The 26026-nt window shown below is 47.2% G+C and carries 22 protein-coding genes and 1 other RNA gene; 17 read left to right on the forward strand and 6 right to left on the reverse strand.

Annotated features, from left to right (window positions below):
* The first annotated feature begins 44 nt into the window (after positions 1-44).
* Positions 45-2036, forward strand: coding sequence for a M1 family metallopeptidase (locus HQ865_RS09675; protein WP_173414704.1), 1992 nt, complete (start codon positions 45-47; stop codon positions 2034-2036).
* A gap of 266 nt (positions 2037-2302) precedes the next feature.
* Here the strand turns inward: HQ865_RS09675 and HQ865_RS09680 are convergent, their stop codons facing one another.
* Complete coding sequence (locus HQ865_RS09680; protein WP_173414705.1) at positions 2303-3829, reverse strand: IS1182 family transposase; 1527 nt, start codon at positions 3827-3829, stop codon at positions 2303-2305.
* A 92-nt stretch (positions 3830-3921) separates the two neighbouring features.
* On the opposite strand from HQ865_RS09680, the gene HQ865_RS09685 reads away from it, so the two are divergent.
* The 13 genes from HQ865_RS09685 to HQ865_RS09745 all read left to right on the forward strand — a co-directional run bounded on the left by HQ865_RS09685 (position 3922) and on the right by HQ865_RS09745 (position 14000).
* Positions 3922-4320: a GNAT family N-acetyltransferase gene (locus HQ865_RS09685; protein WP_173414706.1), complete on the forward strand. Its 399-nt coding sequence runs from the start codon at positions 3922-3924 to the stop codon at positions 4318-4320.
* Positions 4321-4328: 8 nt separating this feature from the next.
* A complete protein-coding gene (locus HQ865_RS09690; RefSeq protein ID WP_173414707.1) occupies positions 4329-4793 on the forward strand; it encodes a DinB family protein in 465 nt (154 codons plus the stop codon).
* Between the two features lie 194 nt (positions 4794-4987).
* Positions 4988-5362: a hypothetical protein gene (locus tag HQ865_RS09695; protein WP_173414708.1), complete on the forward strand. Its 375-nt coding sequence runs from the start codon at positions 4988-4990 to the stop codon at positions 5360-5362.
* Between the two features lie 344 nt (positions 5363-5706).
* Positions 5707-8037 (forward strand): TonB-dependent receptor, encoded by a 2331-nt coding sequence (locus tag HQ865_RS09700; RefSeq protein ID WP_173414709.1) that lies wholly within the window; start codon positions 5707-5709, stop codon positions 8035-8037.
* A 3-nt stretch (positions 8038-8040) separates the two neighbouring features.
* Positions 8041-9498: a PepSY-associated TM helix domain-containing protein gene (locus HQ865_RS09705; RefSeq protein WP_173414710.1), complete on the forward strand. Its 1458-nt coding sequence runs from the start codon at positions 8041-8043 to the stop codon at positions 9496-9498.
* A 2-nt stretch (positions 9499-9500) separates the two neighbouring features.
* Entirely contained in the window at positions 9501-9707 is a 207-nt protein-coding gene (locus HQ865_RS09710) for a heavy metal-binding domain-containing protein (protein WP_173414711.1), read from the forward strand.
* A 13-nt stretch (positions 9708-9720) separates the two neighbouring features.
* Complete coding sequence (locus tag HQ865_RS09715) at positions 9721-10131, forward strand: hypothetical protein (protein ID WP_173414712.1); 411 nt, start codon at positions 9721-9723, stop codon at positions 10129-10131.
* Positions 10128-10787, forward strand: coding sequence for an SCO family protein (locus HQ865_RS09720; RefSeq protein WP_173414713.1), 660 nt, complete (start codon positions 10128-10130; stop codon positions 10785-10787). The genes HQ865_RS09715 and HQ865_RS09720 overlap by 4 nt, the downstream gene beginning before the upstream one ends.
* Positions 10784-11200, forward strand: coding sequence for a c-type cytochrome (locus HQ865_RS09725; RefSeq protein WP_173414714.1), 417 nt, complete (start codon positions 10784-10786; stop codon positions 11198-11200). Before HQ865_RS09720 ends, HQ865_RS09725 begins: the two co-directional genes overlap by 4 nt.
* A 124-nt stretch (positions 11201-11324) precedes the next feature.
* Positions 11325-11705: RNase P RNA component class A (gene rnpB, locus HQ865_RS09730), an RNA gene on the forward strand.
* Positions 11706-11812: 107 nt separating this feature from the next.
* On the forward strand, positions 11813-13192 hold the full coding sequence (locus HQ865_RS09735) for a sigma-54-dependent transcriptional regulator (RefSeq protein WP_173414715.1): 1380 nt from the start codon (positions 11813-11815) through the stop codon (positions 13190-13192).
* Between the two features lie 21 nt (positions 13193-13213).
* Positions 13214-13489 (forward strand): hypothetical protein, encoded by a 276-nt coding sequence (locus HQ865_RS09740; protein ID WP_173414716.1) that lies wholly within the window; start codon positions 13214-13216, stop codon positions 13487-13489.
* Positions 13490-13562: 73 nt separating this feature from the next.
* Positions 13563-14000, forward strand: a complete 438-nt coding sequence (locus tag HQ865_RS09745) for a hypothetical protein (protein ID WP_173414717.1) — start codon at positions 13563-13565, stop codon at positions 13998-14000.
* 7 nt (positions 14001-14007) lie between these two features.
* Here the strand turns inward: HQ865_RS09745 and HQ865_RS09750 are convergent, their stop codons facing one another.
* From HQ865_RS09750 to HQ865_RS09760, 3 genes are all read right to left on the reverse strand, one after another.
* A complete protein-coding gene (locus HQ865_RS09750; RefSeq protein ID WP_173414718.1) occupies positions 14008-14742 on the reverse strand; it encodes an AAA family ATPase in 735 nt (244 codons plus the stop codon).
* Between the two features lie 102 nt (positions 14743-14844).
* A complete protein-coding gene (locus HQ865_RS09755) occupies positions 14845-17295 on the reverse strand; it encodes a bifunctional YncE family protein/alkaline phosphatase family protein (RefSeq protein WP_173414719.1) in 2451 nt (816 codons plus the stop codon).
* A gap of 1120 nt (positions 17296-18415) precedes the next feature.
* Positions 18416-18853 carry a nuclear transport factor 2 family protein gene (locus HQ865_RS09760; RefSeq protein ID WP_173414720.1) on the reverse strand — a complete coding sequence of 146 codons (438 nt, stop codon included), beginning with the start codon at positions 18851-18853 and terminating at the stop codon, positions 18416-18418.
* A gap of 309 nt (positions 18854-19162) precedes the next feature.
* On the opposite strand from HQ865_RS09760, the gene HQ865_RS09765 reads away from it, so the two are divergent.
* Positions 19163-22057 (forward strand): S9 family peptidase, encoded by a 2895-nt coding sequence (locus HQ865_RS09765; protein ID WP_173414721.1) that lies wholly within the window; start codon positions 19163-19165, stop codon positions 22055-22057.
* A gap of 119 nt (positions 22058-22176) precedes the next feature.
* Here HQ865_RS09765 and gpmA read toward each other — a convergent pair whose 3' ends face one another.
* Complete coding sequence (gpmA, locus tag HQ865_RS09770; protein WP_173414722.1) at positions 22177-22866, reverse strand: 2,3-diphosphoglycerate-dependent phosphoglycerate mutase; 690 nt, start codon at positions 22864-22866, stop codon at positions 22177-22179.
* Between the two features lie 106 nt (positions 22867-22972).
* On the opposite strand from gpmA, the gene HQ865_RS09775 reads away from it, so the two are divergent.
* Together HQ865_RS09775 and HQ865_RS09780 are read left to right on the forward strand one after the other, a co-directional pair.
* Positions 22973-23560 (forward strand): acetate uptake transporter, encoded by a 588-nt coding sequence (locus HQ865_RS09775; protein ID WP_173414723.1) that lies wholly within the window; start codon positions 22973-22975, stop codon positions 23558-23560.
* 142 nt (positions 23561-23702) lie between these two features.
* Complete coding sequence (locus HQ865_RS09780) at positions 23703-24086, forward strand: SRPBCC domain-containing protein (protein WP_173417768.1); 384 nt, start codon at positions 23703-23705, stop codon at positions 24084-24086.
* A 15-nt stretch (positions 24087-24101) separates the two neighbouring features.
* Here HQ865_RS09780 and HQ865_RS09785 read toward each other — a convergent pair whose 3' ends face one another.
* Positions 24102-26018, reverse strand: coding sequence for a tetratricopeptide repeat-containing sensor histidine kinase (locus HQ865_RS09785; protein WP_173414724.1), 1917 nt, complete (start codon positions 26016-26018; stop codon positions 24102-24104).
* Between the last annotated feature and the right edge of the window lie 8 nt (positions 26019-26026).

The raw sequence follows: 26026 nt of genomic DNA on the forward strand, positions 1-26026 counted from the left end.
TTACCATGATGCTTTGTATATTGCTTTTCCATAAACTGATCGATATGAAATTTAAATTTTTACTTACCCCAACTTTGTTTCTGTTGATTTTGGGCATCGCGGCCCATGCGCAGCGTCGCGGTGGCAGCCGCGCCAACACTAACGATACCATTAAATCCAACTATGTACCTAAGGAACTGTTTGCCCCTCTGCACTACACCGATAAGGGCAACGAGTTTCACAGCGCCAACGGCGACCCCGGCCCTAAATACTGGAAGCAACGGGTTGATTACGTACTGAAGGCTACCATAGATACTACCGCCAAAAAACTGACCGGCGTTGAGAATATTACCTACACCAATAACAGTCCCGACGCGCTGAGTTACCTGTGGGTGCAAATGGATCAGAACACTTACCGGGAAGATGCCCGCTCTAACTTTTCAACAGGCGGCGGTGGCGGCGGTCAGCACACCAAAGGCTACGAACTGGAATCGGTAGAACTATCCATTGCCGGTAAGGTGCAAAAGGCCAGCTACATTGTTACCGATACCCGCATGCAGATCCGCCTGCCTAAAGACCTGGCCCCTAATGGCGGCAAGATCAATATCCTCATCAAGTATCATTACACCATCCCGGCCAATGGCAACCGCACCGGCTACTTTAAAACCAAGGATGGTACCACTTACGAGATTGCCCAGTGGTTCCCCCGCATGTGCGTTTACGATGATACCAGCGGCTGGGACACCCTGCCATTTTTAGGCACAGGCGAGTTTTACTGCGAATACGGCGATATCGATTATACCGTCACCCTGCCATCAAACTTTGTAGTAGCCGGCTCGGGCGAGTTGGTTAACCCAACCGAAGTATTGACACCAAAGCAAATAGCCCGCCTGGCACAAGCCCGCAACAGCGATAAAACCGTGATGATCCGCACCGCTGCCGAGGCTGGCGACCATTCGTCGCACCAATCGGCAAAGCCAATGCTTACCTGGCACTTTAAAATGTTTAACACCCGCGATGCGGCCTTTGGCGCATCGAACGCGTATATATGGGATGCCGCGCGCATTAATTTGCCCGGTGGTAAAAAATCGCTGGCTATGTCGGTTTACCCGGTAGAAAGCGCCTGGGAGCGCTCAACCGAATACCTGAAAGGATCGATAGAGTACTTCTCGCAAAAATGGTACGTATACCCCTACCCGGTTGCCATTAACGAAGCCGGCCACGCCGGTGGCATGGAGTACCCGGGTATTTTGTTTGATGGCTTAACGTCAAAGGGCGAGGGCTTATTCTCGCTCATCGCGCATGAGATCGGCCACAACTGGTTCCCGATGATCGTTGGGTCGGATGAGCGCCGCTTTGCCTTTATGGACGAGGGCTTTAACACCTTTATCGATATCTACGCCAGCGATGTGTTCAACAAAGGCGAGTACGCCCCCAAACGCGATGGCGAGTACGCACCAAACAAAGGCAATCCTGCCGATGAGATCATCCCAACTATTGTTGACCCGAACGCGCCCACCATTATGACTGCCGCGGACGCTGTTGCCGGGCAATACCGCCACCCGGTTGAGTACTTTAAGCCCGCCTTCGGTTTAGTACTGTTGCGCGAACAGATCCTGGGTAAGGACAGGTTTGATTATGCCTTCCGCAATTACATTCACAAATGGGCCTACAAGCATCCACAGCCTGATGACTTCTTCCGATCGATGGAAAGTGGCGCCGGCGAAGACCTTTCGTGGTTTTGGAAGGCTTGGTTCTATAACAACTACAAGCTTGATCTGGCCATTATCGATGCGCAATACGTAGATAAAGACCCGAAAAAGGGCCTGTTGGTTACCATTGCCAACAAAGAAAAAATGCCAATGCCGTTTTGGGTAGAAGTGATCCTGAAAGATGGTGGCAAATACCGTACCCAACTGCCGGTGGAAACCTGGATCCAAACCAAAGCCATCACCTTCACCATACCAACCACATCCGAAGCCGAAAGCGTACGCGTTGACCCGGATGCGGCCTTGCCGGATATTAACCGGGCGAATAATATTTTTAAGGTGAAGTAAAGCCTAAGAATTTTGCACGTCATCCCGAGCGATAGCGAAGGATCCGTGGCTATGCATACCGCTCTGCTCATTGGAGATTCTTCGCTATCGCTCAGAATGACGATATCGGATTAAATAAAAAGAGGCCGTCTCATAAGTCAATTATGAGGCGGTTTTTTCGTTGATGCCGATTTAGATGAGTTATTAGGAAAGCGGGACTGTATCAGCCTGCTTTCGATTTTTTTGAGTTGGTTCAGGTGTTTTTATCGGATAAAAAGCCTTTTTTATCAGGCTTTCCACTTTCTGAGGTTATGTGCGATGGATAATAACCCTATTTCGACCTCGGTTTTGGACATTCCCTTCAGCAGGAATCGCCTGAAGCCGTGATTATGCTTCAGGTTGGCGAACACCGGTTCGACATCTGCGGGCCGTCGCTTTCGGTATTTGATGCCCTGTTCGGTATTCAATCTTTCTTTCGCTATCTGCTTGTGTATTCTAAGGCTGTGGTTGATCTCCACCACGCGGTTACCGGCTGCTTGGTGACAAACGCCCCGCATGGGGCAGTTTTCACAATTCTGCGCCTGATAGCGGCTGATCAGTTGCACATAGCCGGATGTGGTGACCCGCTGCCCGGTGCCGATATGCTGCATGTGTTGTCCCATCGGACATACCAGGTAATCTTCCTGTTCATTATAGTGCAAACTGTCATTACCGAATGCTTTGATGCCTTTATTTTGTTCCTGGTCGAACGTGTTGTATTTGATATAAGCTTCAATGCCTTTTTGCTGTAATACGCCATAGTTCTCGTCCGAACCGTAGCCCGCATCGGCCACTACCGCTTTTGGAAGTGCATGATATAAAGTTTCGTATTGTTCGATGTGTGATGGAAGGGTCTGGTAATCGGTTGTGGTTTGGTGCAGGCTATAGTTCAAGATGAACTGCTCCTGGGTGGAGATCTGCAGATTGTATCCGGGTTTAAGCTGCCCGTTCAGCATAGGGTCTTCTTTCATCCGCATGAAGGTGGCACCCGGGTCGGTCTTCGAAAAGCTGTTGCGACCGCCTAACAGCTTTTCCTGCTCGTCATACCGGGCCAGGTTCTCCGGCCAGTGCTTTTTGGCATAGTTCAGCTTCTGCCTTACTTTCTTATCGACATCTTCCTTATCGTCCAGGGCGGCGTTGATCTTTGAGATCGTTTCTTTTACTTTTTCCGGGTTGATCTCGCTGTATTCCAGCGGTGCGGTGTCTTTAAGTTCTTCGGCAGCGATGGTTTGCGCATAACTCCACAGTTCATCCAATTGGGCTTTCATCTTCTCCTTGCTGTTCTTAATGCTTTTGCCCCATACAAAAGTGTACTTGTTCGCTACCGATTCGATCTTGGTACCATCGGTAAAAACAGCTTCTTTCAGCGAGACGATACCTTCCTGCTGTAATAACAATACGATCTGTGAGAAGATCTCCTTTAAAACACCCGACAGCTTCTCGCTCCGGAAACGGTTGATGGTATTGTGATCAGGCTTTTTCATGCCTAAAAGCCACATGAAATGTACATTCTGCGCGGCCTGGTCTTCCAACTTCCGTGAAGAATACGTGTTGGTCAGATAACCGTAGATCAGCAGCTTGAGCATCAGCCGCGGATGAAAGCTGGATGCCCCGCCGCCTTTATACTTGCGGTTAATCGGTTTAACATCTACCTGATCGACCACCTTCGATACAATACGTACCGGATGACCCTGCGGTACCAGTTCCTCCAGTTTATACGGTAAAAAGGTTAACTGGTCAGGATCATATTCCTTAAAGACTACTTTTCCTCCCATGCCTTTAAGTTACTGAAAATTACGCTCAAAAACAAAGAGGCTGCCTCGCTTTTGAGACAGCCTCTTTTTATTTAATCCGATACATTTGCCCTATGAACATCACCTACAGCACCACAATTAAACCTACAGCCCAACAAGTTATCAGCCTGTATGAAAGCGCCGGACTAAACCGCCCTACCAAGGACGAAGCCCGCATCCAAAAGATGTACGATAACTCTAACCTGTTCGTAACCGCCTGGGATGGTGACCTGTTGGTGGGCGTGGCCCGTTCGCTTACCGATTTTTGCTATTGCTGTTATTTGTCAGACCTGGCCATCCGCGAGGAATATAAAAAAGCTGGAATTGGCAAAAAACTGGTTAACCTTACCCGAGAGGCAATCACCGAAGAAAGCATGCTGCTGCTATTATCTGCCCCGCTGGCTATGGAGTATTACCCAAAAATCGGCATGACCGAAGTGAAGAACGGTTTTATAATCCCACGTAATCAATAAGCAGCGCCATGATATCGTACTTTAAAACCCTGTTTAACTACGACCGGCATACCAACCTGCTGATGGTAGATCAAATCCTGGCCGCCGGCATTTCATTCGGTCAGCCGGTTGTATTGATGGGACATTTACTTGGCGCGCAACAAACCTGGCTGAAGCGGGTTACCAACTCTCCCATCCCGAGCGGCCCGATATGGCCCGAAGACTGGCCTGCGGAAAGCCTGAAGGAAATTATCGAACAAAATCATAAGGCATGGATAACGCATCTTGATAGTTTGCAGGAGGGTGATATCGATACCATCATTCATTACCAAAACTTACGCGGCGATAGCTTTAGCGAACCGCATCGGGATATTATCGCGCATGTCGTTAATCATGGCACTCACCACCGGGCGCAGATCGGCTTCCTGCTTAAATCGGCCGGGGTGGCGACTTTGCCGCCTACGGATTATATTTTTTACGTCAGGGGCTTGTAACACTATAAAACTTGTCATGCTGAACTTGTTTCAGCATCCCATCACACAGGTCCAGCACGCAAAGCGCAAACTATGCAAGTGGGATGCCGAAACAAGTTCGGTATGGTGTACAATGTTTTAACACCGCAGGATTCTCCCCAATTTAACGTCAAATTGCTATTGTTTACGCATTTCGTTTACCTTAACTTTGCCCCATGTTAAAGCGCGGTGTTGCCATCATACTTATTGCATGTACGCTTGCAGCCAATTTTACCAAGCTGTTTGTGTTTGCCGGCTTTGAGATGAACCAAAAGTACATCGCCAGCACCCTTTGCGAAAATCGCGATAAGCCATGGATGCATTGTAACGGCCGCTGCTACCTGATGAAAAAGATAAAGCTGGCCGAAGACAAGGAGAAAAGCAACGAGCGCGAAACGCAGAAGAACCTTCTGCAACAGGTATACTTCACAACCACGAAGCAAATCACCTTTACATCTCACCTTTTACAGGTATTTCCTGAACGGTATAAATCCATGACACCTCAAAGTGTCTCGATCAGTATTCTACAGCCTCCGCAACTTGCTTCTTAAATTTTCTTTTTAGGATAATCCAACCAACGTGTCATGCTGAGTAATATAATCCCGGCGGCCTCTAATGGTTTTTATGACATGCCGATGAAAGCCCCCTCTAAATCTCCCCCAAAGGGGGAGACTTTGGAACCCTCTCCTCTGGAGAGGGCAGGGTGAGGCTTCAGCGGAAAAACAAACATGTCATGCTGAACTTGTTTCAGCATCCCATTCGCATATCCTCGTATGCTCGAATTTTCATGCGGGATTCCGAAACAAGTTCGGGATGACGAAATGTTGTTAATTGCTTATCCTTTTCGAATTATTATTATCAATGATCTGTAAAACAGATTGTTAAAAGAATACATATGAAGCAAATATTCATTTCCATATACCTATCTATAATTACGCTCGTTGCCTATGGTCAAAGCATACACGGCACCGTTACTGATGCCATTACGCACGAAGCCATCGCCGGTGTTACCGTTACATCGGCCGATAGCAGCCAGCATACCATCACTGATGCTAAGGGCAGATTCAGCATCAATACAAATACCGATCTGAAGTTTAGTTATATCGGTTACAGCAGCTATACCGCAGATACCAAAAGCGGCGCGCAGTTAAACATCAGTCTTAATCGTGCAGCTATCGATCTGCAACCGGTTATCATTTCGGCCAACCGCGAACGGCAGGCCCGGCAGGATGCCCCTATCGCCATCAGCAAGATCACTTCGGTGCAGATACAGGATACCAAAGCCACGGCGCTTTACCAGTTGCTGAATAAGGTTTCGGGCGTATACATGGTCAATCTCGGGAACGAACAGCATACCATGGCTATCCGGCAGCCCATTACCTACAACGCGCTTTACCTGTATATGGAAGATGGCCTGCCCATTCGCCCTACCGGTATTTTTAATCATAACTCGCTGTACGAGATCAACATGTCGGGGGTGCGGGACATCGAAGTGATCAAGGGGCCGGCATCATCCTTGTATGGCAGCAATTCGGTTGGCGGCGCGGTGAATTTTATTACGCAAAACCCACCGTCAGGCTATGCGGGCAATGTTTCCATCCAGGGCGATAACTACCGTTATCGCCGGGTAGATGCCGATGGTGGCTTTAGCTCGGGCAAGTTTGGCCTGTATGCAGGCGGTTACATCGCCCATCAAAAAAATAGCTGGCAGGATTATTCGGACTTCGATAAGTATTCGGCCAACCTGAAATCGACTTACGATTTGGATAACCGCACTAAGCTGACCGCCGCTGCATCGTACAATTACCTGAACACCCAAACCCCGGGTAGTTTAGATAGCGCGCATTTCTACAACCGCAGCTACGGCAGCAACCAGCGTTTTACCTATCGTAAGGTGAGCGCCTTTAGGGCCAATGCAAGGCTGGAGCATACATGGAACGATCAGAACAGTACCTTCTTCACCGCATTTTATCGTGATAATTCCACCGCGCAACTGCCCAGTTATTTTATATCCGATGTGCGAAACGCGGCTGGTGTTTACCAAAGTTCAAACGGGCAGGTGAACGATCAAAAGTTTCACAGTCTCGGCTTTTTAACCCAGCACCGCAGCGATTTTAACTTCCTGCATTCGCGATTAGTGGTCGGCGCTTATTTGGATGACAGCCCGAGCAGCTACTATGCGCAATACCTCAGCATACAAAAGGATGCGGCCAATAACTACTATACCGGCTTCACCAATACGGGCACTTATATTGATGATTATCGAATTAAGCTGTTGAACTACGCGGCTTATACACAGTACGAGATCCATCCCTCCGAAGCCCTGCGCATTGTAGCTGGTTTACGATACGACCACGTGCATTACGCCTTTACAAACGGATTGCCCGCTGCAAATACCAGGTATAAACGGCAGGAAACCAATAACTTTAATATTGTAGCGCCCAAGCTGGGCTTAACCTATAACTTCGGTAATAACAAAGGGCTGTATGCCAATTACAGCGTGGGCTTTCAACCACCCGAGACCGGCGACCTGTACAGTTCGCGCCAGTTAACGCCGCTAAAGCAGGCTACCTTTAACAATTATGAGGTAGGCGGCTGGTTCTCGGCGTTGGATAAAAAGATGTATGTGGAAGTTAGTTTGTATGATTTGGAGGGGCGTAACGAGATCATCAGTCAGCTGCTGGCCGATAATACCACGCAGAACCAAAACGCCGGCGCTACCCGCCACCGTGGTGTGGAGTATGCTATTACTTACGCGCCCGTTCAGCAGTTAACATTCAGGTTTAATGGTACCAATGCCCGGCATACTTACTTAAATTATAGCGAGGTGCGTACCAATTATGCTACCGGCAAAAACTATACGCTGGTTTATAACAATAACCGCATGAGCAACGCCCCGGCCTGGACGGCTAATTCGGAGATCACCTATAAACCGGAGTACTTCCCCGGCTTCCGCATAGCGGCCGAGTGGCAGCACCTGGATAAATACTTTACCGATCCGGCTAATACAAAGACCTACGGCGGCTATAACATTTATAACCTGCGCCTGGGGTATAATTGTAAGCAAGAAGCCTTAAAAGGCGTTGGTATATGGTTTAATATGCTTAACCTCAGCAACAAGTTGTATGCTACCACGGTTACCAGCAACCAATATGGCGATACGTATACTGCCGCGCCGCCGCGCACCTGCACGCTGGGCATCAGCTATTCATTTTCAAAGCATTAACAAATGGAGAAGACAAATAACAAGCTGCAGCGCAGCTTCTATAAATGGCACCGGATATTGGGATTGATCGCCCTGGTGCCCATTATGGGTTGGACACTGAGCGGTCTCTCCCACCCATTCATGTCCAACTGGTTCAGGCCTTTTATCCCGCAGGAAAGCTACACGCTGCCGACAATAGCCGAAATGAAGCCGGCATTAAGTTTAACGCAAGTGCTGGATCAAAACCACATCAATGAACTGCGGAACTTTGGACTGGTACGCTTCAAGGGGCAAACCTATTATCAAATACTGCAAAAGGACAGTGTATGTAATTATTATTCAGCTACCGATGGCAAGCTATTGCCCGGTGCAGATAAGTCCTACGCAGTTTACCTTGCCCGGTACTTTACCCAGGATTCAGTATCGAAGATCAGGTCCATCAGCCTGCAAACCAAATTCGACGCGCAATATCAACCCATTAACCGCCTGCTGCCGGTATGGAAAGTCAGTTTAGATCGTCCTGACGGTATGGATATTTATATAGAAACCAGTCAAAGCCGTATGGGCACATTCAATAATAATACCCGTAAGGTAATGTTGGGCGTGTTTGAGCAAATGCACACCTGGGATTTTATGGCTGATTGGTTTGGCGATAGTTTCAGGTTAATATTTTTGAACTGTGTCGTCGGCATACTGTTTCTATCGCTAATAAGTGGCGTTGTGATTTACGGCTTCTTTTGGAAGCGGTTTAAGGAAATAGCGCAAAAGCGCAAGGCTAAGGGCACGGATTATAGACGAATTACCCATCGTTACCATCGGCAGTTGGGATTGATCATGTCGTTTATTATGCTGCTATTTTTTAGCAGCGCCCTGTTCCATTTACTGGTGAAGCTGCATAATATACAGCCCGCCCATACGGAATATGAGCAACTGATCAACCGGAGCGAATTAAAAAGTGATAACCTGCATCTGCCAATAGCCGATACACTGGCTACCAAACAGGCATTGGTGAAAATGTATGATGAAGATGTGTACTACCAGGTTACCGACTATAAAAAGAACATCCATTACTACAGCACTGTTGATGGCGCCGAATCACCGTATGGCGATATCAACTTCGCGGAATACCTGGCCTACTTCTACCGCCATAAACCCGGAGACCGGGAGGAGAAGATAAATATGAAGGCTGAACCGGTCAGGCAGTTCACCAACGAGTATGGCTTTATCAACAAGCGCCTGCCGGTAGTTAAAGTGAGTTATCCGGGTAACGATAACTGGTACGTGGAAACATCAACCGGTAAACTGGCCACTCATGTGGCCGGGATAGACCGCGCCGAGGGCCTGTCGTTCATCTTCCTGCACAAATTCTTCTGGATGACCTGGGCGGGTAAGGATATCCGCGATGTGGTGAGTATCTTGTGCGCCTTAAGTATTTTAATAGTAGCATTATTAGGCTTCGCGGCCTTTATCAAAACTAAGTAATTATGAAAAAATATATCATCATAGCTTCATGCACACTGCTTACATTTGTCGCGGCGTGCGGTAATACCTATCAGCAAAAAACAACACCGGCAACAAAGGCTAAAAACGCCAAACAATATACCTGTACCATGCACCCCGAAGTGTTGAAAAACGAACCGGGCCTGTGCCCAAAATGCGGGATGGAACTGGTAGAAAAAACGAACAAATAAAACATACATCAACATGAAGACAAAAATATTAGTGGCATTATTAGTGGTAATGTCAGCCATGAGTGGTTGTAAAGACGAAAAGGCTGAAGAAAAAGCAGGTATGGACGCAGTAATTAAACTGCACGATAAAGCCATGGGCAACAGCGAATTGGCCATTAAAAATAAAGTGGTGATTGATAGCCTGGCTAAATTGAGCAACAGCCTAAACTTTATTACAGAACTGAATGCCCTGAGCAAGCAGCTGTCAACTGCCGATGAGGCCATGGAGGACTGGATGCACAAATTCAACCCCGATTTTACCGGTAAATCGCATACCGAAATTATGGATTACCTTGCCAAACAAAAGGCGCAGGTGCAACAGGTTGATTCGATGCTGATCATCGCGAACAAGGCTGCCGAAAAACGCTTACCGAAAACGAAATGAGAAAAATATTGATCCTATTAAGCTGCGTTGCTATCGGCATATCAGCTTGTAAATCTGGCGCTGGTAATAATAACGCTTTGCCAATACTGGGCAACCGCGAAGCCGTAACTAAAACGGTGGATGGCAAAACCGTAACCGATACCGTTTACCAAACCATCCCGGCTTTTAAGTTTGTGAACCAGTATGGCGATAGCATCACCAACAAAAACCTGAACGGGATGATCTATGTGGCCGATTTCTTCTTCACCAGTTGCCCCTCTATTTGCCCGGTAATGCACCGCAACATGCTTAACGTGTATAACGAGTTTAAAAATGTGGCCAATTTTAAGATCCTGTCGCATACCATCGACCCGAAATACGACAGCGTTGCCGTAATGAAAAAGTATGCCGATAAGCTGGACATCAGCGGGCAAAGCTGGTGGTTTTTGCAGGGCAAAAAGGAGGAGACCTACAAGCTGGCCGAAAGCTACCTGGCTCACGCCGCCGATGATGCCAAAGCGCCTGGCGGGCACATTCACGATGGCTACTTCCTGCTGATCGACAAGCAAAAGCATATCCGCGGCGCTTACGATGGTACCGATGCCGCGCAGGTAACCAAACTAATTGCAGATATCAAGATCCTGCAAGCCGAACCCGACCAAAGCATGGCCCAATGAGATCGATAGCAATAATAAGCGCGCTTTTAATAGTGGTTGCCCTGATAGCATCGTGCCAAACAGAGCAACAGGTGGAATTTAACCGATACTATGCTACCGGGGCAGCCGTTTACCAGGCGCATTGCCAAAACTGTCACGGCGATAAAGGTCAGGGACTGGCGGCATTGATACCGCCATTAACAGATACCACTTATCTAAGGAAGAACCGCGCCGCCCTACCCTGCGCCATGCAGTTGGGCGTTAATGGTAAAATTACCGTTAGCGGAAAGGAGTTTGAAGGCCAGATGCCGGCTACCGAGTTAACGCCGATAGAAATTGCCGAGGTGCTGACCTATGTTACTAACTCGTTTGGAAATAAGCAGGGGTTGATAAGTGATACGGAGGTGGAAAAGGGATTGAAGGGATGTAAGTAAGTAGCCCCCCTCGTCATTGCGAGCGAATCGTGGCAATCCCCGAAATACAGAGCGGATCTGCTTACCGGGGATTGCCACGTCGCTTCGCTTCTCGCAATGACGCGTTTTTTATTACCTTTGCCCCATAGCAAATCGTTCTATCGCTGCTCCGCTTCGGCGGGGCAGAGGAAAGTCCGGGCAACACAGAGCATCCTGCTTCCTAACGGGAAGGCGCCGTCAGCCGGCGACAGCAAGTGCCACAGAGAATATACCGCCCTCAATTTATTGGGGGTAAGGGTGAAAACGTGAGGTAAGAGCTCACGGCTTTTCCGGGCGACCGGGATCGCGGTAAACCTCAGGAGTTGAAAGACCAAATAGGTGCCGGAAGCGGGGCGGCTCGTCTCCTTTTCGCAAGAAATGCCGGCATGGGTAGGTCGTTTAAGATGTGCAGCAATGTACATAACAGATTAATGATAGAAGTTGCCGAAAGGCAAAACAGAACCCGGCTTACAGCTTTGCTGCTGATATTTGCCCCCTTGTAAAAAAGGGGGCATTTTTTTTAACACAAAACCCAAAGTGTTTTGTTTACTATACAAATTTTATACATTTACTAAATTCAACCCCATACTGCTAATGGCAAAGATCCTTATTATTGACGATGAGCGGGCAATCCGCAATACCCTGCGAGAAATATTAGAATACGAAGATTATACGGTTGAAGATGTAGATAACGGCATCGACGGGTTAAGCATGATCCGCGATAACGATTACGATCTGGTGCTGTGCGACATTAAAATGAACCGCATGGACGGCATGGAAGTGCTGAGTGAGGGCCTGCAAATAAAGCCCGATCTGCCCTTTATCATGATATCCGGTCACGGAACAGTTGAGACCGCTGTTGAGGCCAGCAAAAAGGGCGCGTTCGATTTTATCAGCAAACCGCCCGATCTGAACCGCTTGCTGATCACCGTCCGCAACGCTTTAGACCGTGGCAGCCTGGTTACCGAAACCAAGGTATTAAAACGCAAAGCATCTAAAACCCGCGAGATACTGGGTTCAACACAGCCTATACATAAAATTAAGGAAACCATCGATCGTGTTGCTCCTACCGATGCACGTGTACTGATCACTGGCGCTAACGGTGCCGGTAAGGAATTGGTAGCCCGCTGGCTGCACGAAAAATCGAACAGGGCTAATGCGCCATTAATTGAAGTAAACTGCGCGGCTATCCCGTCAGAACTGATCGAAAGTGAACTGTTCGGGCACGAGAAAGGTTCGTTCACTTCGGCGGTAAAACAGCGTATCGGCAAGTTCGAATCGGCCAGTGGTGGCACCTTGTTTTTGGACGAAATTGGCGATATGAGTCTATCCGCACAGGCTAAAGTGTTGCGCGCCTTGCAGGAAAATAAGATAACCCGCGTAGGCGGCGAAAAGGAAATTGATGTAGATGTGCGCGTAGTAGCGGCAACCAACAAAGATCTGCTAAAGGAAATTGAAGCCGGTAACTTCCGTATGGACTTGTACCACCGCCTCAGTGTGATCCTGATCCATGTACCACCGCTTATTGAGCGTCGTGATGACATCCCGCTGCTTACCCAAAGCTTTTTAGAGGAAATTTGCGGCGAATACGGCATGCCGGTAAAACGTGTGTCTGAAGCCGGAATGGAAGCGCTGAAAGCCCTGCCATGGACAGGTAATATCCGCGAATTGCGTAACATGGTAGAGCGCCTGATCATCCTGAGCGATAAGGTAATTACCGATGTTGATGTACGTTCGTTCGCTAACCCCTCGGCGCCGGTTACGGCTACCGCAGGCGCGGCGGCTGCGCCTGAAACAGATTTCGATCAGTTTAAAAACTTCCAGGAATATAAGGATTATGCCGAACGCGAGTATATCAAGTTCAAGCTGGAGAAGAATAACTGGAACGTATCAAAAACTGCCGACGATATCGACATACAGCGCAGCCACCTGTATAGCAAAATAGAGAAGTTTGGATTAAAGAGAGGGGAATAACCCCCTCTTTTTATTGTTATCATGCCTGAGAAACTTTTAAAATTATCTTTTTACATAACATTAATAGAAGCTATTGCGGCATTTGTATTTGTATTCGTCAGTATCAGCAATCCCAACCCGGGCGCAGAATTAGGGCCATTAGTGTTGGCAGGTTTTTATGGGGTAACGGCTGTATATTACGTATTAATTGCTTTGGCTATCTATATTATATCGTATAAAAAAAATTCGCCTTATATTGTATTGATATCCTGGCTATTACTTGATTCTGTGCCGGTCTATTTTTATTTCTTTGGGTGATAGCCACGCGGCATCTAATTACTAAAACGATATAACTATGTTCAAAAGGCTAATATTAACTTGCATTGTATCTATGTTTTTTTTTCATGCATACAGCCAGTCTTTGGTTACTGATACCACCATGGCTACCTATTTAAAAAAACACCGCTACATATTGCTAAGCGATAGCAGCCACTTGCCCCAGCCTGTTATGCCGTTTTATGCCTCGATTATGGAATTTGCACATGGCGACCGTGCCTATTTAAAAAATTGCTATATCCCAGCCGGCGGCGCGCTCGACGAGCAATACACCCTAACTATCACTTTAATAGATATTACCGGCATAAGCGTAATAAAAAAATATGATGAGGATAAGGCCGCGAATGTAAAAACGTATGGTGGCCCCGGAGAAATGCCTATAGTTATGTCAGGAAAAAATCCCCCTTTCCCAAGCGGCAACTTAAGCGGGCGTGATGGCAAGCTGGTTATTAGTAAATTGATTGGTAAGATTGATTTTAAACTTGCAAAGTAAGCAGCTGTTAGCCCTTCATCAAATGATGCAGGTATAAGTCTGGGTTGTTCAAAAACGATTTGGTAAAGCTAAAATGCTCCGTGTCTTCATAATTAGTTTCGTGTACGCCATTCTCATCAAACTGCAAAATGGTGGCATTAGGGTAGCAGATCAATATGGGCGAGTGCGTGGCGATAAGGAATTGGGCGCGACCGCTTCGCTCCAGTTCATGTATAACCGACATAAAGGCCAGGATACGTGCCGGCGACAAGGCTGCCTCGGGCTCGTCGAGGATGTAAATACCCGATTCGAACTGGTTGCTGAATAAGGACAGGAACGATTCGCCGTGCGACTGCTCATGCAGCGACCGCCCACCATAACCCATCAGCGCGCGACCATCCTCGGCAGCCAGTTCATCAAGATAAGACGCGAAATTAAAGAAGCTTTCGGCCCGCATAAAAAAGCCGTTACTGATCCGTTTCGGGTTCCAGCCCAATTGCAGGTGCCGCGCCAGTGCCGATTCGTAACCCTCAAACCGGTAACCGGTATTTATATTATGGTTTCGGTTGCCCCCACGCAGGTTAAAACCACATTGCTCGGCAATGGCTTCCAGTAAGGTAGATTTCCCTGACCCATTCTCCCCTACAAAAAAGGTTACATTGCTTTTCAGCTTTAGCTGCAACCCTTTATTAAGGCTTGGGATGTGCTGCAGGTAGGTACCATCGGTTAGCGCGGGGACAGATATGTTGGATAAAAGCGGCACAGATTTATCTTTTGCATAATTATAGGATTAATTTCTGAAAGCGGAAATCGGAACTGCGCATTTTATCCTGTTTTATAACACTTAATTATTGGTACAATTCATTTAATCATCATCCCCATCGGCGCTGGCTGTCGCTTTTACAAACGCGGCGCGTACCGGGCTGGGGGCGGTCGCGTTAATGCCTTTTATGGCTTTCCATAACATATTGTTCATAATGGCATCAGGCACCTTGTCAACGCCAGAAAAATCAAGACCTTTTGATAAAGCACCCAGTTTGTTATCCCTCGGGTTCAGTTCGTTAAGATTGATATTTGATGGCAAACTATTGAAGGGCGTTTTGTTTACCTGCGATGTAAAGCAGCGCCACATTGGCGTAGCCGATGCATCGTATTGGGTCATTGGCGCAAGGCCCAATATCAGCTCCATAGTGCGCAGCATGGATGAGGTAGAATACATGGTATGATCTACAAAACCACGCTTAACAAAACCACCGGCAATATACGCGGGCGAGCGGTGGGCATCCACATGGTCGGGGCCGTTCTGAGCGTCATCTTCCAAAATAAAGATCACACTGTTTTCCCATATCGGGCTTTTGCTGATATGTTCAACCAAACGGCCAACAGCAAGGTCATTATCAGCCACGTGGGCAAAAGGTGTAGGCCGGCCCGGCTTAGTGCCTTCGGTATGGTCAGATAGCATGCGCAATGTGCTCAGTTGCGGCACCGCGTTGATGCGCATCAGCGAGTCGAAATCCTTTTCCCATTTTTCATAGCGCAGGGTATCTGGGTCAAGCAAGTCGCGTGTAGGATACGATTTGGCGAAATGATCTTTCAGTACGGCGATCTGCGGTGTGTTATCGGCATTTATAAACTCGCCGTAGGTACGGTAGCTGATATTGGCACGGCTGGCCGCATCCCAAATATAAAGCTTGTTTTTGCCGGTATTGCCGGTTGCGCCTTTACCGTGATGACCGTAGCTGGTAGGCCAGTTCTTTTCCATATAATCGGTAGCATAGGCGCCCAGGCTCCAGTTGTGTCCATCGGCGCTTACCTCGCCATCTACATAAAAATTATCCAGCAGCACAAAGTTTTCGGCAAGTGCATGGTGGTTTGGTGTAATACGTCTACCAAAAAGCAGCAGACTGGTATCGCCATTGCCTTTAGGCATATCAGACAATACCTGGTCATAAGTGCGGTTTTCCTGGATGATATAGAAAACGTGTTTAATTGGTGATTTATCCCCTACTTTAACCGGTACAGGGTTTCCGGGCTCGCCAAGGGCGCTATGCTCCTGCTGACGGCTGTAAGGCGTGTTATGATATACCGCCTGCGAATAAACAGAAAGCTGCTGCTCTTTAGGGATATCTATAATGCTCAATGTGCCCATCAGCAAGCCGCCGCCAATGTATTGTACCGGCTGATCTTTATTGGGGTCGCCGCCATGCAGCAACACGGTTTGTTTTTTTGATATAGGGTTAGGCCCGTGAGGATTAGGCAACGACGAAAACCCCTTGCCATTTGCAACGTACAGCTTATTATCAATTACACGCACCACGCTTGGATACCAGCCGGTAGGAATAAAGCCCTGCGATTTGCTTTTCCCCGGCTGGCTTACATCAAACACGGCCAGGCAATTATTATCGGCATTGGCAATGTAAAGGGTTTTATCATCCTTGCTTAAAGCTACCGAATTGCTGGTGGTACCGCTTAACGGTGTTGGATATACCGCGGTGTTCAGCGTTTCCAGTACTTTGTTTTGCTGCAAACTAATTACCGATACCGTATTATCATTAGCATTGGCCACGTACAGGTATTTATTATTGTGCGACAGGCACAGGTCGTTTGGATTATCGCCTACGGCAATCGTATTGGTTACCTGGTTAAGTTTGGTATCAAAAACCGCCACTTTATCGCCGCCCCAAATACTGATGTATAGCTTTGAATTATCGGGCGATAGCAGGCAGGTGTAAGCTTCGGCCGCCAGTTTAATTTTTTGCGTAACCGCTTTGGTTTTTATATCGATAAGATAAAGACTGTTATCCTGCTTGGTCACCACGTATAAAACACCTTTCCTGTCATCAAGCGCCAGACCGGTGGGCGAGATCATGGTAGCGTTAGCGCCTGCCCCCCAGGCTGCGCCTAATTTAATGGTGTCCTGCGCGTTCAGTTTTTTATTGCTGATATCGTAGCGGACGATCCAGTTATTATCGCCCCCTGAAACATATAGCGAACGTTCATCGGCACTGAAAACAATACCACCCCATGCCCTGCTGATCTCTACTTTATCCAGTTCGCTGTCGGCAACGGCATCAAGCAACTGTATGGTTTGGGTGCTTTCGCCATCGTTGGTTACCGCTGCAAAACGATGACTTTTGCTAATGGCGATATTCAGCGGCAGATCGCCCAATGGCAGGCTTTTGCCAACCGGCGTTAACGACCAGCCGTTGGGCAGCTTAACCCGGCTGCGTTCTAAGGTTTCCAAATTTTGCGCATGTAAGCCCCGGTAGCCTAAAAGCAATACGCCGGTTGCAAGTAATAGTTTATGGTACGACACGTTTTTTGGTATTAATGTGTTATTGCCTGTAAATACCTGGCAAGCTTATGCAGCCCTGAATCACGACGTGCGAAACTACAAAGTCAATATTAAGTTGACATTAATTATGAAGGGTAGAAAAATTTGAGGGCATGGGCGGAGACAAAAGTATTGAGGTAACGGTTTATTCATCAGTTATTCGGAGCCGGGGGCGAACTGTTTTAATACACGAGCTTCCCTGGCCTCCGTGTCAACCGCTGTGATCTCTGTGGGTAAAATCTCCCCAAATCTCAAAACCCATACAAAAACGATATAAAACGAAAACGGGAGGCCGCATCTTTCGAATTGATCTCCCGTTTCCAAACCCTGTGTGCAACCGTGGCTGCTCATGGGGCATCAAGTTTTGTGTAGTTCTGACTGGTCTACTCCTATCATTGCCTTCCGCATTTGTCCGAAATTCGTCCGCTTTTACTTCTGCCGCTTTTGCAAGCTGCCTGATGTCGCGGTGCTGTTATCTTCGTTATGCCAACGCCGATATTGTGTAGCGCCTGTTACCTGTTCCTGCTTCTTACCGTGGTCGTCCGCAGTCAGCGTAATGCCCCTTTAACCATCCATTCTGTTTAAAAACCTTTCGGCTCTGTGTGTTTCCCTGGTGGCTCAGTACCTTCCCGCATTCTTTAGCGCCCCCGAAGGGTTGCCCGATCTGCGTTCCGAATTACTGTAAGGCTGTCAAAGTACGTCGTTCTTGATGTTATCTAAGGTAGCAGCTAAAGCGATACTTGTCAAGTAAAATCGTACCGTTTTTATAAACAGGTTATTAACCTTAAATGCTGGGTTATTAACACTTGAATAGTTGCAGTATTACCTGATAAAAAGCCAATTGCAATGAACACTTCAAGGGTTATTAACATTCCACTTTTGCACAAATGGCATCAATTTTCGCGGTTTTTCAAACATTAAAAAATCGTAAAACTAAGATTAAGTTAAGTTTTCCTTGAAATGAGAGGGGAATTTTTAAGGGATGTCTGAACCTTGATTAAACAGATTTTCAGGATTACAGGATTTTTATTAAATGCGGATAAGATCCTGTAATCGGTGCAATCCGTTAAATCAAGGTTCAGACAAAATCAGCGGTCTGGGATTACGGCGTTGGCAACTTATATGCCTGGCGGGCCAACAGCAGCCATTGCCCTTTTTGTTTCTGGAAGATCAGCATAATACCTAAAACAGTGCTGCCGGGTTTGCCACCATCATTGGTTTGGGCTGATAGTTTATGGCGTACAATAGCAGTAGTGCCCACTACTTTCACGGTTTGCTCGGTCAGATCAATAGTTACAAAGTCTGATGCGCCGCTGGCAATGGCTTCTACAAACTCGGCCTTGTTTTGGATCTTTCCGCTGGAGTGGCCGTAGCTCAGGTCATCGGCTGCCAGTTTGGTCAGGTCGGCGCGGTTACCGTCTACCATGGCTTTACGCATAAACTCAACAGCGGCGGTTACGTCCTTTTCATCCTTGCTTTGGGCAAAGGCGGTAGCGGTAAATATTAAACAGGCAAACAGTAACAGGTGTAATTTTTTCATCAGTATGGTGGTTTATAATAATGTTTACTAAAGTAGTTCGACTATCGCACATATCCAAAAGTTTAAGCGCAAAGCCGAAAGCCGAAAGCTAAAAGCTAAAAGCATAAAGCATAAAGCATAAAGCATAAAGCATAAAGCATAAAGCATAAAGCTAAAAGCATAAAGCATAAAGCAAGGAAAAAGCTTTCTGCTTTAGTCTTTCGGCTTTAAGCTTCAAATTGTAAAATCCTTATACCTTTCGCCTTTCTCCTTTCACCTTTCCCCACCAAAGCGTATCTTGTAACAGGAATTAACCAAATTTAACAGACAATGCGTAAACTTTTACTGCTCAGCCTACTCTCGGCTGCGTATTTGGGTGCTAACGCCCAAAAAAAACCATTAGACCACACCGTGTTTGATGGCTGGCAGGCGGTATCTAACCAAACCATCAGCGATAACGGCAAATGGATCTTATACGTGGTAAAACCACAGGCCGGCGACGCCAACCTGGTGATCACCGACCCGAAGATCAGTTACAACTTCCAGGTACCGCGCGCGGATACGGCCCGCTTAACTTCCGATTCTAAATACGCGGTGTTTTTGATCCGCCCATCGTATGCCGATACGCGCATGGCCAGGATCAAAAAGAAAACCCCGGCCGAAATGCCTAAGGACACCCTGGGCCTGATCACTTTAGGTTCTAATGTCATTACCAGGGTTCCGGCAGTGCGTTCTTTTAAAATAGCCGAGAAGGCTTCAGTTATTGCCTACCTGGCTTCGTCTACGGATACCACAAAACGTCCGGCGGCTGGCGCGGCAGGTGCCGGTGCTCCTGCTGGCGGAGCAGGCGGTCGCCGTGGCGGTGGCGCGGGTGCCCCTGCAGGAGGTGCAGGCGCACGCGAAGGTGATGATTTGACCCTGAAGCAATTAGCAACAGGTAAGCAGCGCACCTTTAAATACGTAACCCAGTATCAGTTAAACAAAACCGGCAAACTGCTGGCATTTGTGGCTGTGGCCCCTGCCCGTAACGCGCCGAAAGGTGCCAAAACCGGGATGTTTGTTTACGATATCGAAAAGGACACCCTAAAAACCATCAGCACCGGTAAAGGAACTTACGGCAGCCCCGTGTTTGATGATGCAGGTAACCAGTTGGCCTTCACCGCTGAAAAGAACCCGGAGAAGGCGCAGGTAAAACCTTATAAACTATACTATTATAATACCCAGAAAGACAGCGCCGACGTTTTGGCCGCGACCGGTTCGGCAGGTATGACCGATAAATGGTCGGTTTCGGGCGATGGCCGTGTGTACTTCAGCCGTACAGGTAACCGGCTGTTCTTTGGCACCGCTCCTATTCCTAAACCTGTTGATACCACCATTGTTGATTTTGAGGTGGCACACCTTGACATTTGGAATTACAAGGATGAATACCTGCAACCCGAGCAGCTAAAAAACCTGCAGCGCGATCTGCGCCGCAGCTATCTGGCTATGATAGACCCGAAGGATAACGACAAAAAACTGGTGCAACTGGCCGATAAATATATCGAACAAGTTATCCTGCCCGAAAACAACGACTCGCGCTGGGCTTTGGGTACCACCGATACCGGCACCCGCGTACAAGCACAATGGAACGGCGGCGGTATGAACGAGGCTTACCTGATCGACACCAAAACCGGCGAACGTAAACGCATTATTAACCGCACTAAGGCGCGCTACAGCATGTCGCCGGCGGGTAATTATGTAATGTGGTTTGATGCTAAGGAGCAAACTTATTACACCTACTCTATCGCCACCGGTAAAAAAATGAACATCAGCAAAGCTACCAGTACCAAAATGGGCGACGAAGATAACGACGTACCTGATGATCCCGGCGCTTACGGTGTTTCGGGTTGGACGGCCGGCGATAAATCGATACTGGTGTACGACCGTTTTGATATCTGGCAAATAGATGCCGAAACCGGCGCTGCAACTAACTTTACTAACGGTATGGGTCGAGCTAACAAGCTCATCTTCCGCTATCCGTTTATCGATCGTGGTGGCCGTGGTGGACGTGCCGCGGGTGGCAATGGCCCGGATGAGTTGAAATACATCAGCGATAAGCAACCGCTTTGGTTGCTCACCCAAAACTACGAAACCAAACAGTGGGGGTATTACAAAAAGCAATTAGGCAGCACCAAAGCACCTGAAAAAGTGATGATGGGCGATTATGCCATCAGCGCTTTGCAAAAGGCTAAAGATGCCGATGAGTTTATCTATACCAAGCAAAATTACCAGCACTCGCCCGATCTGTATACTTCAATCGATCTGAAAAAAGAGACCCAAATTAGTAGCATCAACCCGCAACAAAGCAACTATAACTGGGGTACTGCCGAACTGGTGAAATGGACTACGCCGAAAGGCTATAATTCGATGGGTATCTTATACAAGCCCGAGAATTTCGACCCGAATAAGAAATATCCGATGATCTGCTACTTCTACGAGAAGGTATCGGAAACCCTGTACAACTACCAGGCCCCCGCTCCTACGCCGTCGCGTTTACCGATATCGTTCTTTGTGAGCAATGGCTATTTGGTGTTCACACCTGATATCAGTTATGAGGTTGGGCACCCGGGACAATCGGCTGTTGAGTTTATCAACTCTGGCGTAGAGATGCTGAAGAAAAATCCATGGGTTGATGGCGCGCACATCGGCATACAAGGCCAAAGCTGGGGCGGTTACCAGGTGGCTTATTTAATTACTGCTACCAATATGTATGCCGCTGCCTGGGCCGGCGCACCTGTTGCCAATATGACATCGGCTTACGGGGGTATCCGTTGGGAAAGTGGTGTAAACCGCCAATTCCAGTACGAAAAGACGCAGAGCCGTATAGGCGCTACCCTTTGGGAGAAGCCAGAACTGTATATCGAGAATTCGCCGCTGTTCCACCTGCCAAAGGTGAATACGCCGGTAATGATCATGAGTAACGATGCCGATGGCGCCGTACCATGGTATCAAGGTATCGAGATGTTTACCGCCCTGCGCCGTTTAAACAAACCCGTATGGTTGCTGGAATATAACGGCGAGGCACATAACCTTGTTCAACGCCAAAACCGCAAGGATATCACCATCCGCGAGCAGCAATTCTTCGATCACTTCCTGAAAGGCGCGCCAAGCCCGGTATGGATGGATAAAGGCGTACCTGCTGTGGATAAAGGCAAGGATTGGGGATTTGCTTTGAGCGATAAATAAAACAACCACCCTGTCATTGCGAGCGATAGCGTGGCAATCTCATAGGACAATCCAATCGGACCTGCCTATGAGATTGCCACGTCGCTATCGCTCCTTACAGCAATGACAATAGTGCATTATTATTCCAAATAATAATGCCTTATCCTGTTCAATCCCTCATCCAACTCATAAATCCAGGGCACAGCGGTAGGGATCTCCAGCTTAGTTACATCTTCGTCGGATAAATTATCCATATACTTGATCAGCGCGCGCAGGCTGTTGCCGTGCCCGCAGATGATCACCTTTTGATTTTGTTTAATAGCTGGTACAATAAACTCGTTCCAGAAGGGTAATACCCTGTCTATGGTCTCGGTCAGGTTTTCGGTAAGCGGGATCTCGCGTTCGGTCAGGTTTTTATAGCGCAGGTCGCGACCGGGATAGCGGTCGTCTTCTTTAGTAATGGCAGGCGGGTACTCATTGGGGTCGCGACGCCATTTTTGCACCTGTTGTATACCATATTTGGCAATAGCCTCATCCTTATTATCGCCCTGTAAGGCACCGTAAAAACGTTCGTTCAATCGCCATGATTTTTGTACGGGGATCCACAAATGGTCTAACTCTTCCAATATAAAATGCAGGGTTTTAATGCTGCGCTTCAGTACCGATGTAAAACCGGCATCAAAGTTATAATCGTATTTTTTAAGGATCTGCCCTGCCCGCTTGGCTTGCTGATAACCTTCTTCGCTCAGGTCAACATCTGTCCAGCCGGTAAAGCGGTTCTCGTGGTTCCAAATACTTTCGCCATGGCGTATTAAAACTACTTTTTGCATATTGTTCATTTAACACTAAAGCGTTGTTCCGTGTTTGTAAAATTACTTGATTATTAGCAGCAAATAAATTAGATTGCCTCTTCAATCCATTTAAAAACCTAAAATAATGATCCCTGAAACACCTGTACCTGTAAAGGATGGCATCGCTAATCCTGCGCCCTTAGGCCTTTGCGCCTTTGGCCTTACCACTGTTCTATTAAATATGCACAATGCCGGCATGTTCGAAATGAATTCGATGATCCTGGCCATGGGCATTTTTTATGGCGGCCTGGCACAAGTTATTGCCGGCGTTATCGAAGCTAAAAAGAATAACACCTTTGGCTTAACCGCGTTCACCTCATACGGCTTCTTCTGGCTGTCGCTGGTTGGCTTGATCGTAATGCCTAAGTTAGGCTGGGTAGCTGCTCCTCCGGCAAGTGCCATGGCCGCGTTTTTGGCGATATGGGGTGTATTTACATTCCTGCTTTTCTTTGGTACCTTAAAATTGAACCGTGCGCTGCAATTTGTATTCGCATCGTTAACTGTATTGTTTTTCCTGCTTACCGCCGTTAAAATAACCGGCAGCGAAAGCCTGGAGCATTTTACCGGTTACGAAGGTATAATTTGCGGTGCATCAGCCATTTACACCGGTATTGCTAACGTATTGAACGAGGTTTACGGCCGCACAGTGTTGCCGATTGGGCCAGTGGCTTAAACTAATTTGTCATTGCGAGCGATAGCGCGGCAATCTCGTAGTATGCAAATCAAACTACGGGATTGCCGCGTCGCGCTTTCGCACATTGCCTTGTATGCCCCTCGCAATGACATTTTGGTTAAAAATGCGTTACTTTGCCCTTGTGAAAGATTACAAAAAATACTACCTCATCCCCGCTACGCCCGAAGAGATCTACCTGGCGCTGACCAACCCGTTCACTATTGAACTTTGGACAGGCGACCCGGCGGTGATGTCGACCGAACCCGGTACCGAATTTTCGATGTGGGATGGAAGCATTGTGGGTAAGAATATCGAATTTGAGACAAACAAGAAGGTTGTTCAACAATGGTATTTCGACGGACAGGACGAACCATCTATCGTAACTATCAAATTACACCCTGATAAAAATGGTTCTTCGGTAGAGTTAAGGCACAATAACATCCCCGACGAAGCCTTTGAAGATATCAGCGCCGGTTGGGATGAAGCTTATTTTGGCGCACTGAGCGAATTTTTCGAGTCGATATAAAATTCGCTGTTATAGCTATTCCTGAACTTGCAGATGTAATGAAGTAGTAACCGGGAGAGTGAAATAAAACCGGCATCCACTTCCGGGTGTTGCTTCAACCCATAGCGCACCATTATTCATTTCAATTAGTTCCTTACAAAGTAACAAACCTAAACCGGTCCCCTTTTCGCCCGATGTGCCGGGTTGCGAGAAATGCAGTTTCTTATTGAACAGCTTATTTATTTCTTCGGGCGACATACCTACCCCGGTATCCTCTACACAAACCTGTACATCGTTATTTTTTACAAACGATATCACTTGAATTTCTCCGCCGTTACCGGTAAACTTTATGGCGTTGCTAACAAGGTTACGTAATATCACTTTAATGTGGTTTGCATCGGCCCATACCTCTGCCTTTGTGATGCAATGGTTAGTCAGCGATATATCTTTCTGTTGCAGCTGGTGCGCAAATGTTTGCAGCATTTCGTCGGCTATCGCGCAAATATCAATGCTCGAAGCACGTACCTTTTGCCCCTGCATCTGGTTATCGGCAAAACCCATCAGGTTTGAAAGGGTTAGTTCAGCACCCTTAATTACCGGGGTAAGGTCTTGCATTAGCTTGGTCACTTCATCGGCTGTGATGTAACCAACGGCAAACAGGTCGGAGATGCTGATCAAACTGGCAATAGGCGTACGCAGATCATGGCCAATAATAGCCAATAATTTATCTTTTAGCTTATTAACCTCTTCAAGGTCGGTGCGCTGAGCCTCGATCAGCTTTTTCTGGTCTATTAATACCTGGTGCTGTGCTTGCAACCGGGCGTTCATTTGGTTTTTCTCGCGATAGTAAACAAATATCACAATGATCAAAACAACTGCTATCACCAAAAATATCACCAGTAGCGCGATTGTTTTATTCTGGCTTTTTATCAGGGCGCGGTTGGCATCGCTGGTGCTTTTAACCTGCTCTATCGTATTTAACCGGGTATTAAGCAGGTTGTAATCCTGTATCAGTTTTAAGGTTTTAATGTTTGTGAAATTCTTAACGCTATCGTATAGTTGTGTAGCTTCGGTTTCGCTGCGTAATGCCTGCTTAACGTTCCCTTGTTTTTCGTAGATATCCGTTAAAACTTTTAAAGCCCTCAGTTTCAGGTCAGAAGAACCAATGGTATCGGCCAGCAAATAGCCTTTTTGGGCATACCCCAACGCTTTATCCGGGTTGTTTTTTAAAACAAAGATCCGTGATTGATCTATAGACAAAACCGAAAGCAGGCGCTTATTTTTAAGTGGTACGGCTAAGTTATAGCAGGTATCCAGTGTACGTTCGGCAAGGTCTAATTTACGCTGACCGATATAAATTTGCCCGAGCCGGTTATATAAAATAGCTATAAGATTAGCGTTATGGGTTATTTTACTGTACTTAAACGCCACCTGTATATGCATCATACCATCATCATAATCGTTGGTGGCGTTAAAAAGCGAGGTCAGTTCGGTAAATATTAATGCTTTAAGCGCGGGGTCCTTCCCGGCTTGCTTTATGGCAGCTTTAAAAAAATGCAGGCCCAGCTTGTAATCTTTCAGGTCTACATAGTTACGGGCTATATTACGGTAGCAATCGGCAAGTGCTTTGTTATCATCCCTTAAATAAGGTACCGCCAGCACTAAATAAAATTGGCTGACGGGTAATAACGACTGTACCCAATAACTAACGCCTATGGTATTAAAACACTGGCCTATACCGTGTTTATAGTTTATTTTTTTTGATAGTACCAATGCCTTTTCGGCAAAAACCCGTGCTGAATCAGGCTGTTTTAAAACTAATCCCCTTGCGCGGGATATCAGGAAGTTTATATTTTGGATGGCGGCCGGGTCGGGCCTATTCTCTTTTTTTACGGCAGGGTAAGCCATTGTACATATCAATGCCAATAAAATTGATCCCAGCCAGTTTTTCATTAATAATA

Origin of the sequence: Mucilaginibacter mali (genome assembly GCF_013283875.1) — a bacterium.
GTDB lineage: Bacteria > Bacteroidota > Bacteroidia > Sphingobacteriales > Sphingobacteriaceae > Mucilaginibacter > Mucilaginibacter mali.

Bases quoted from the DNA above. Each gene is read 5' to 3' on its own strand.
- gpmA (WP_173414722.1), bottom strand. From the start codon at position 22,866: ATGCAAAAAGTAGTTTTAATACGCCATGGCGAAAGTATTTGGAACCAC.
- HQ865_RS09700 (WP_173414709.1), top strand. From the start codon at position 5,707: ATGAAGCAAATATTCATTTCCATATACCTATCTATAATTACGCTCGTT.
- HQ865_RS09715 (WP_173414712.1), top strand. From the start codon at position 9,721: ATGAAGACAAAAATATTAGTGGCATTATTAGTGGTAATGTCAGCCATG.
- HQ865_RS09745 (WP_173414717.1), top strand. From the start codon at position 13,563: ATGTTTTTTTTTCATGCATACAGCCAGTCTTTGGTTACTGATACCACC.
- HQ865_RS09765 (WP_173414721.1), top strand. From the start codon at position 19,163: ATGCGTAAACTTTTACTGCTCAGCCTACTCTCGGCTGCGTATTTGGGT.
- HQ865_RS09725 (WP_173414714.1), top strand. From the start codon at position 10,784: ATGAGATCGATAGCAATAATAAGCGCGCTTTTAATAGTGGTTGCCCTG.
- HQ865_RS09705 (WP_173414710.1), top strand. From the start codon at position 8,041: ATGGAGAAGACAAATAACAAGCTGCAGCGCAGCTTCTATAAATGGCAC.
- HQ865_RS09675 (WP_173414704.1), top strand. From the start codon at position 45: ATGAAATTTAAATTTTTACTTACCCCAACTTTGTTTCTGTTGATTTTG.
- HQ865_RS09720 (WP_173414713.1), top strand. From the start codon at position 10,128: ATGAGAAAAATATTGATCCTATTAAGCTGCGTTGCTATCGGCATATCA.
- HQ865_RS09735 (WP_173414715.1), top strand. From the start codon at position 11,813: ATGGCAAAGATCCTTATTATTGACGATGAGCGGGCAATCCGCAATACC.
- HQ865_RS09680 (WP_173414705.1), bottom strand. From the start codon at position 3,829: ATGGGAGGAAAAGTAGTCTTTAAGGAATATGATCCTGACCAGTTAACC.
- HQ865_RS09760 (WP_173414720.1), bottom strand. From the start codon at position 18,853: ATGAAAAAATTACACCTGTTACTGTTTGCCTGTTTAATATTTACCGCT.
- HQ865_RS09710 (WP_173414711.1), top strand. From the start codon at position 9,501: ATGAAAAAATATATCATCATAGCTTCATGCACACTGCTTACATTTGTC.
- HQ865_RS09740 (WP_173414716.1), top strand. From the start codon at position 13,214: ATGCCTGAGAAACTTTTAAAATTATCTTTTTACATAACATTAATAGAA.
- HQ865_RS09690 (WP_173414707.1), top strand. From the start codon at position 4,329: ATGATATCGTACTTTAAAACCCTGTTTAACTACGACCGGCATACCAAC.
- HQ865_RS09695 (WP_173414708.1), top strand. From the start codon at position 4,988: ATGTTAAAGCGCGGTGTTGCCATCATACTTATTGCATGTACGCTTGCA.
- HQ865_RS09775 (WP_173414723.1), top strand. From the start codon at position 22,973: ATGATCCCTGAAACACCTGTACCTGTAAAGGATGGCATCGCTAATCCT.
- HQ865_RS09785 (WP_173414724.1), bottom strand. From the start codon at position 26,018: ATGAAAAACTGGCTGGGATCAATTTTATTGGCATTGATATGTACAATG.
- HQ865_RS09685 (WP_173414706.1), top strand. From the start codon at position 3,922: ATGAACATCACCTACAGCACCACAATTAAACCTACAGCCCAACAAGTT.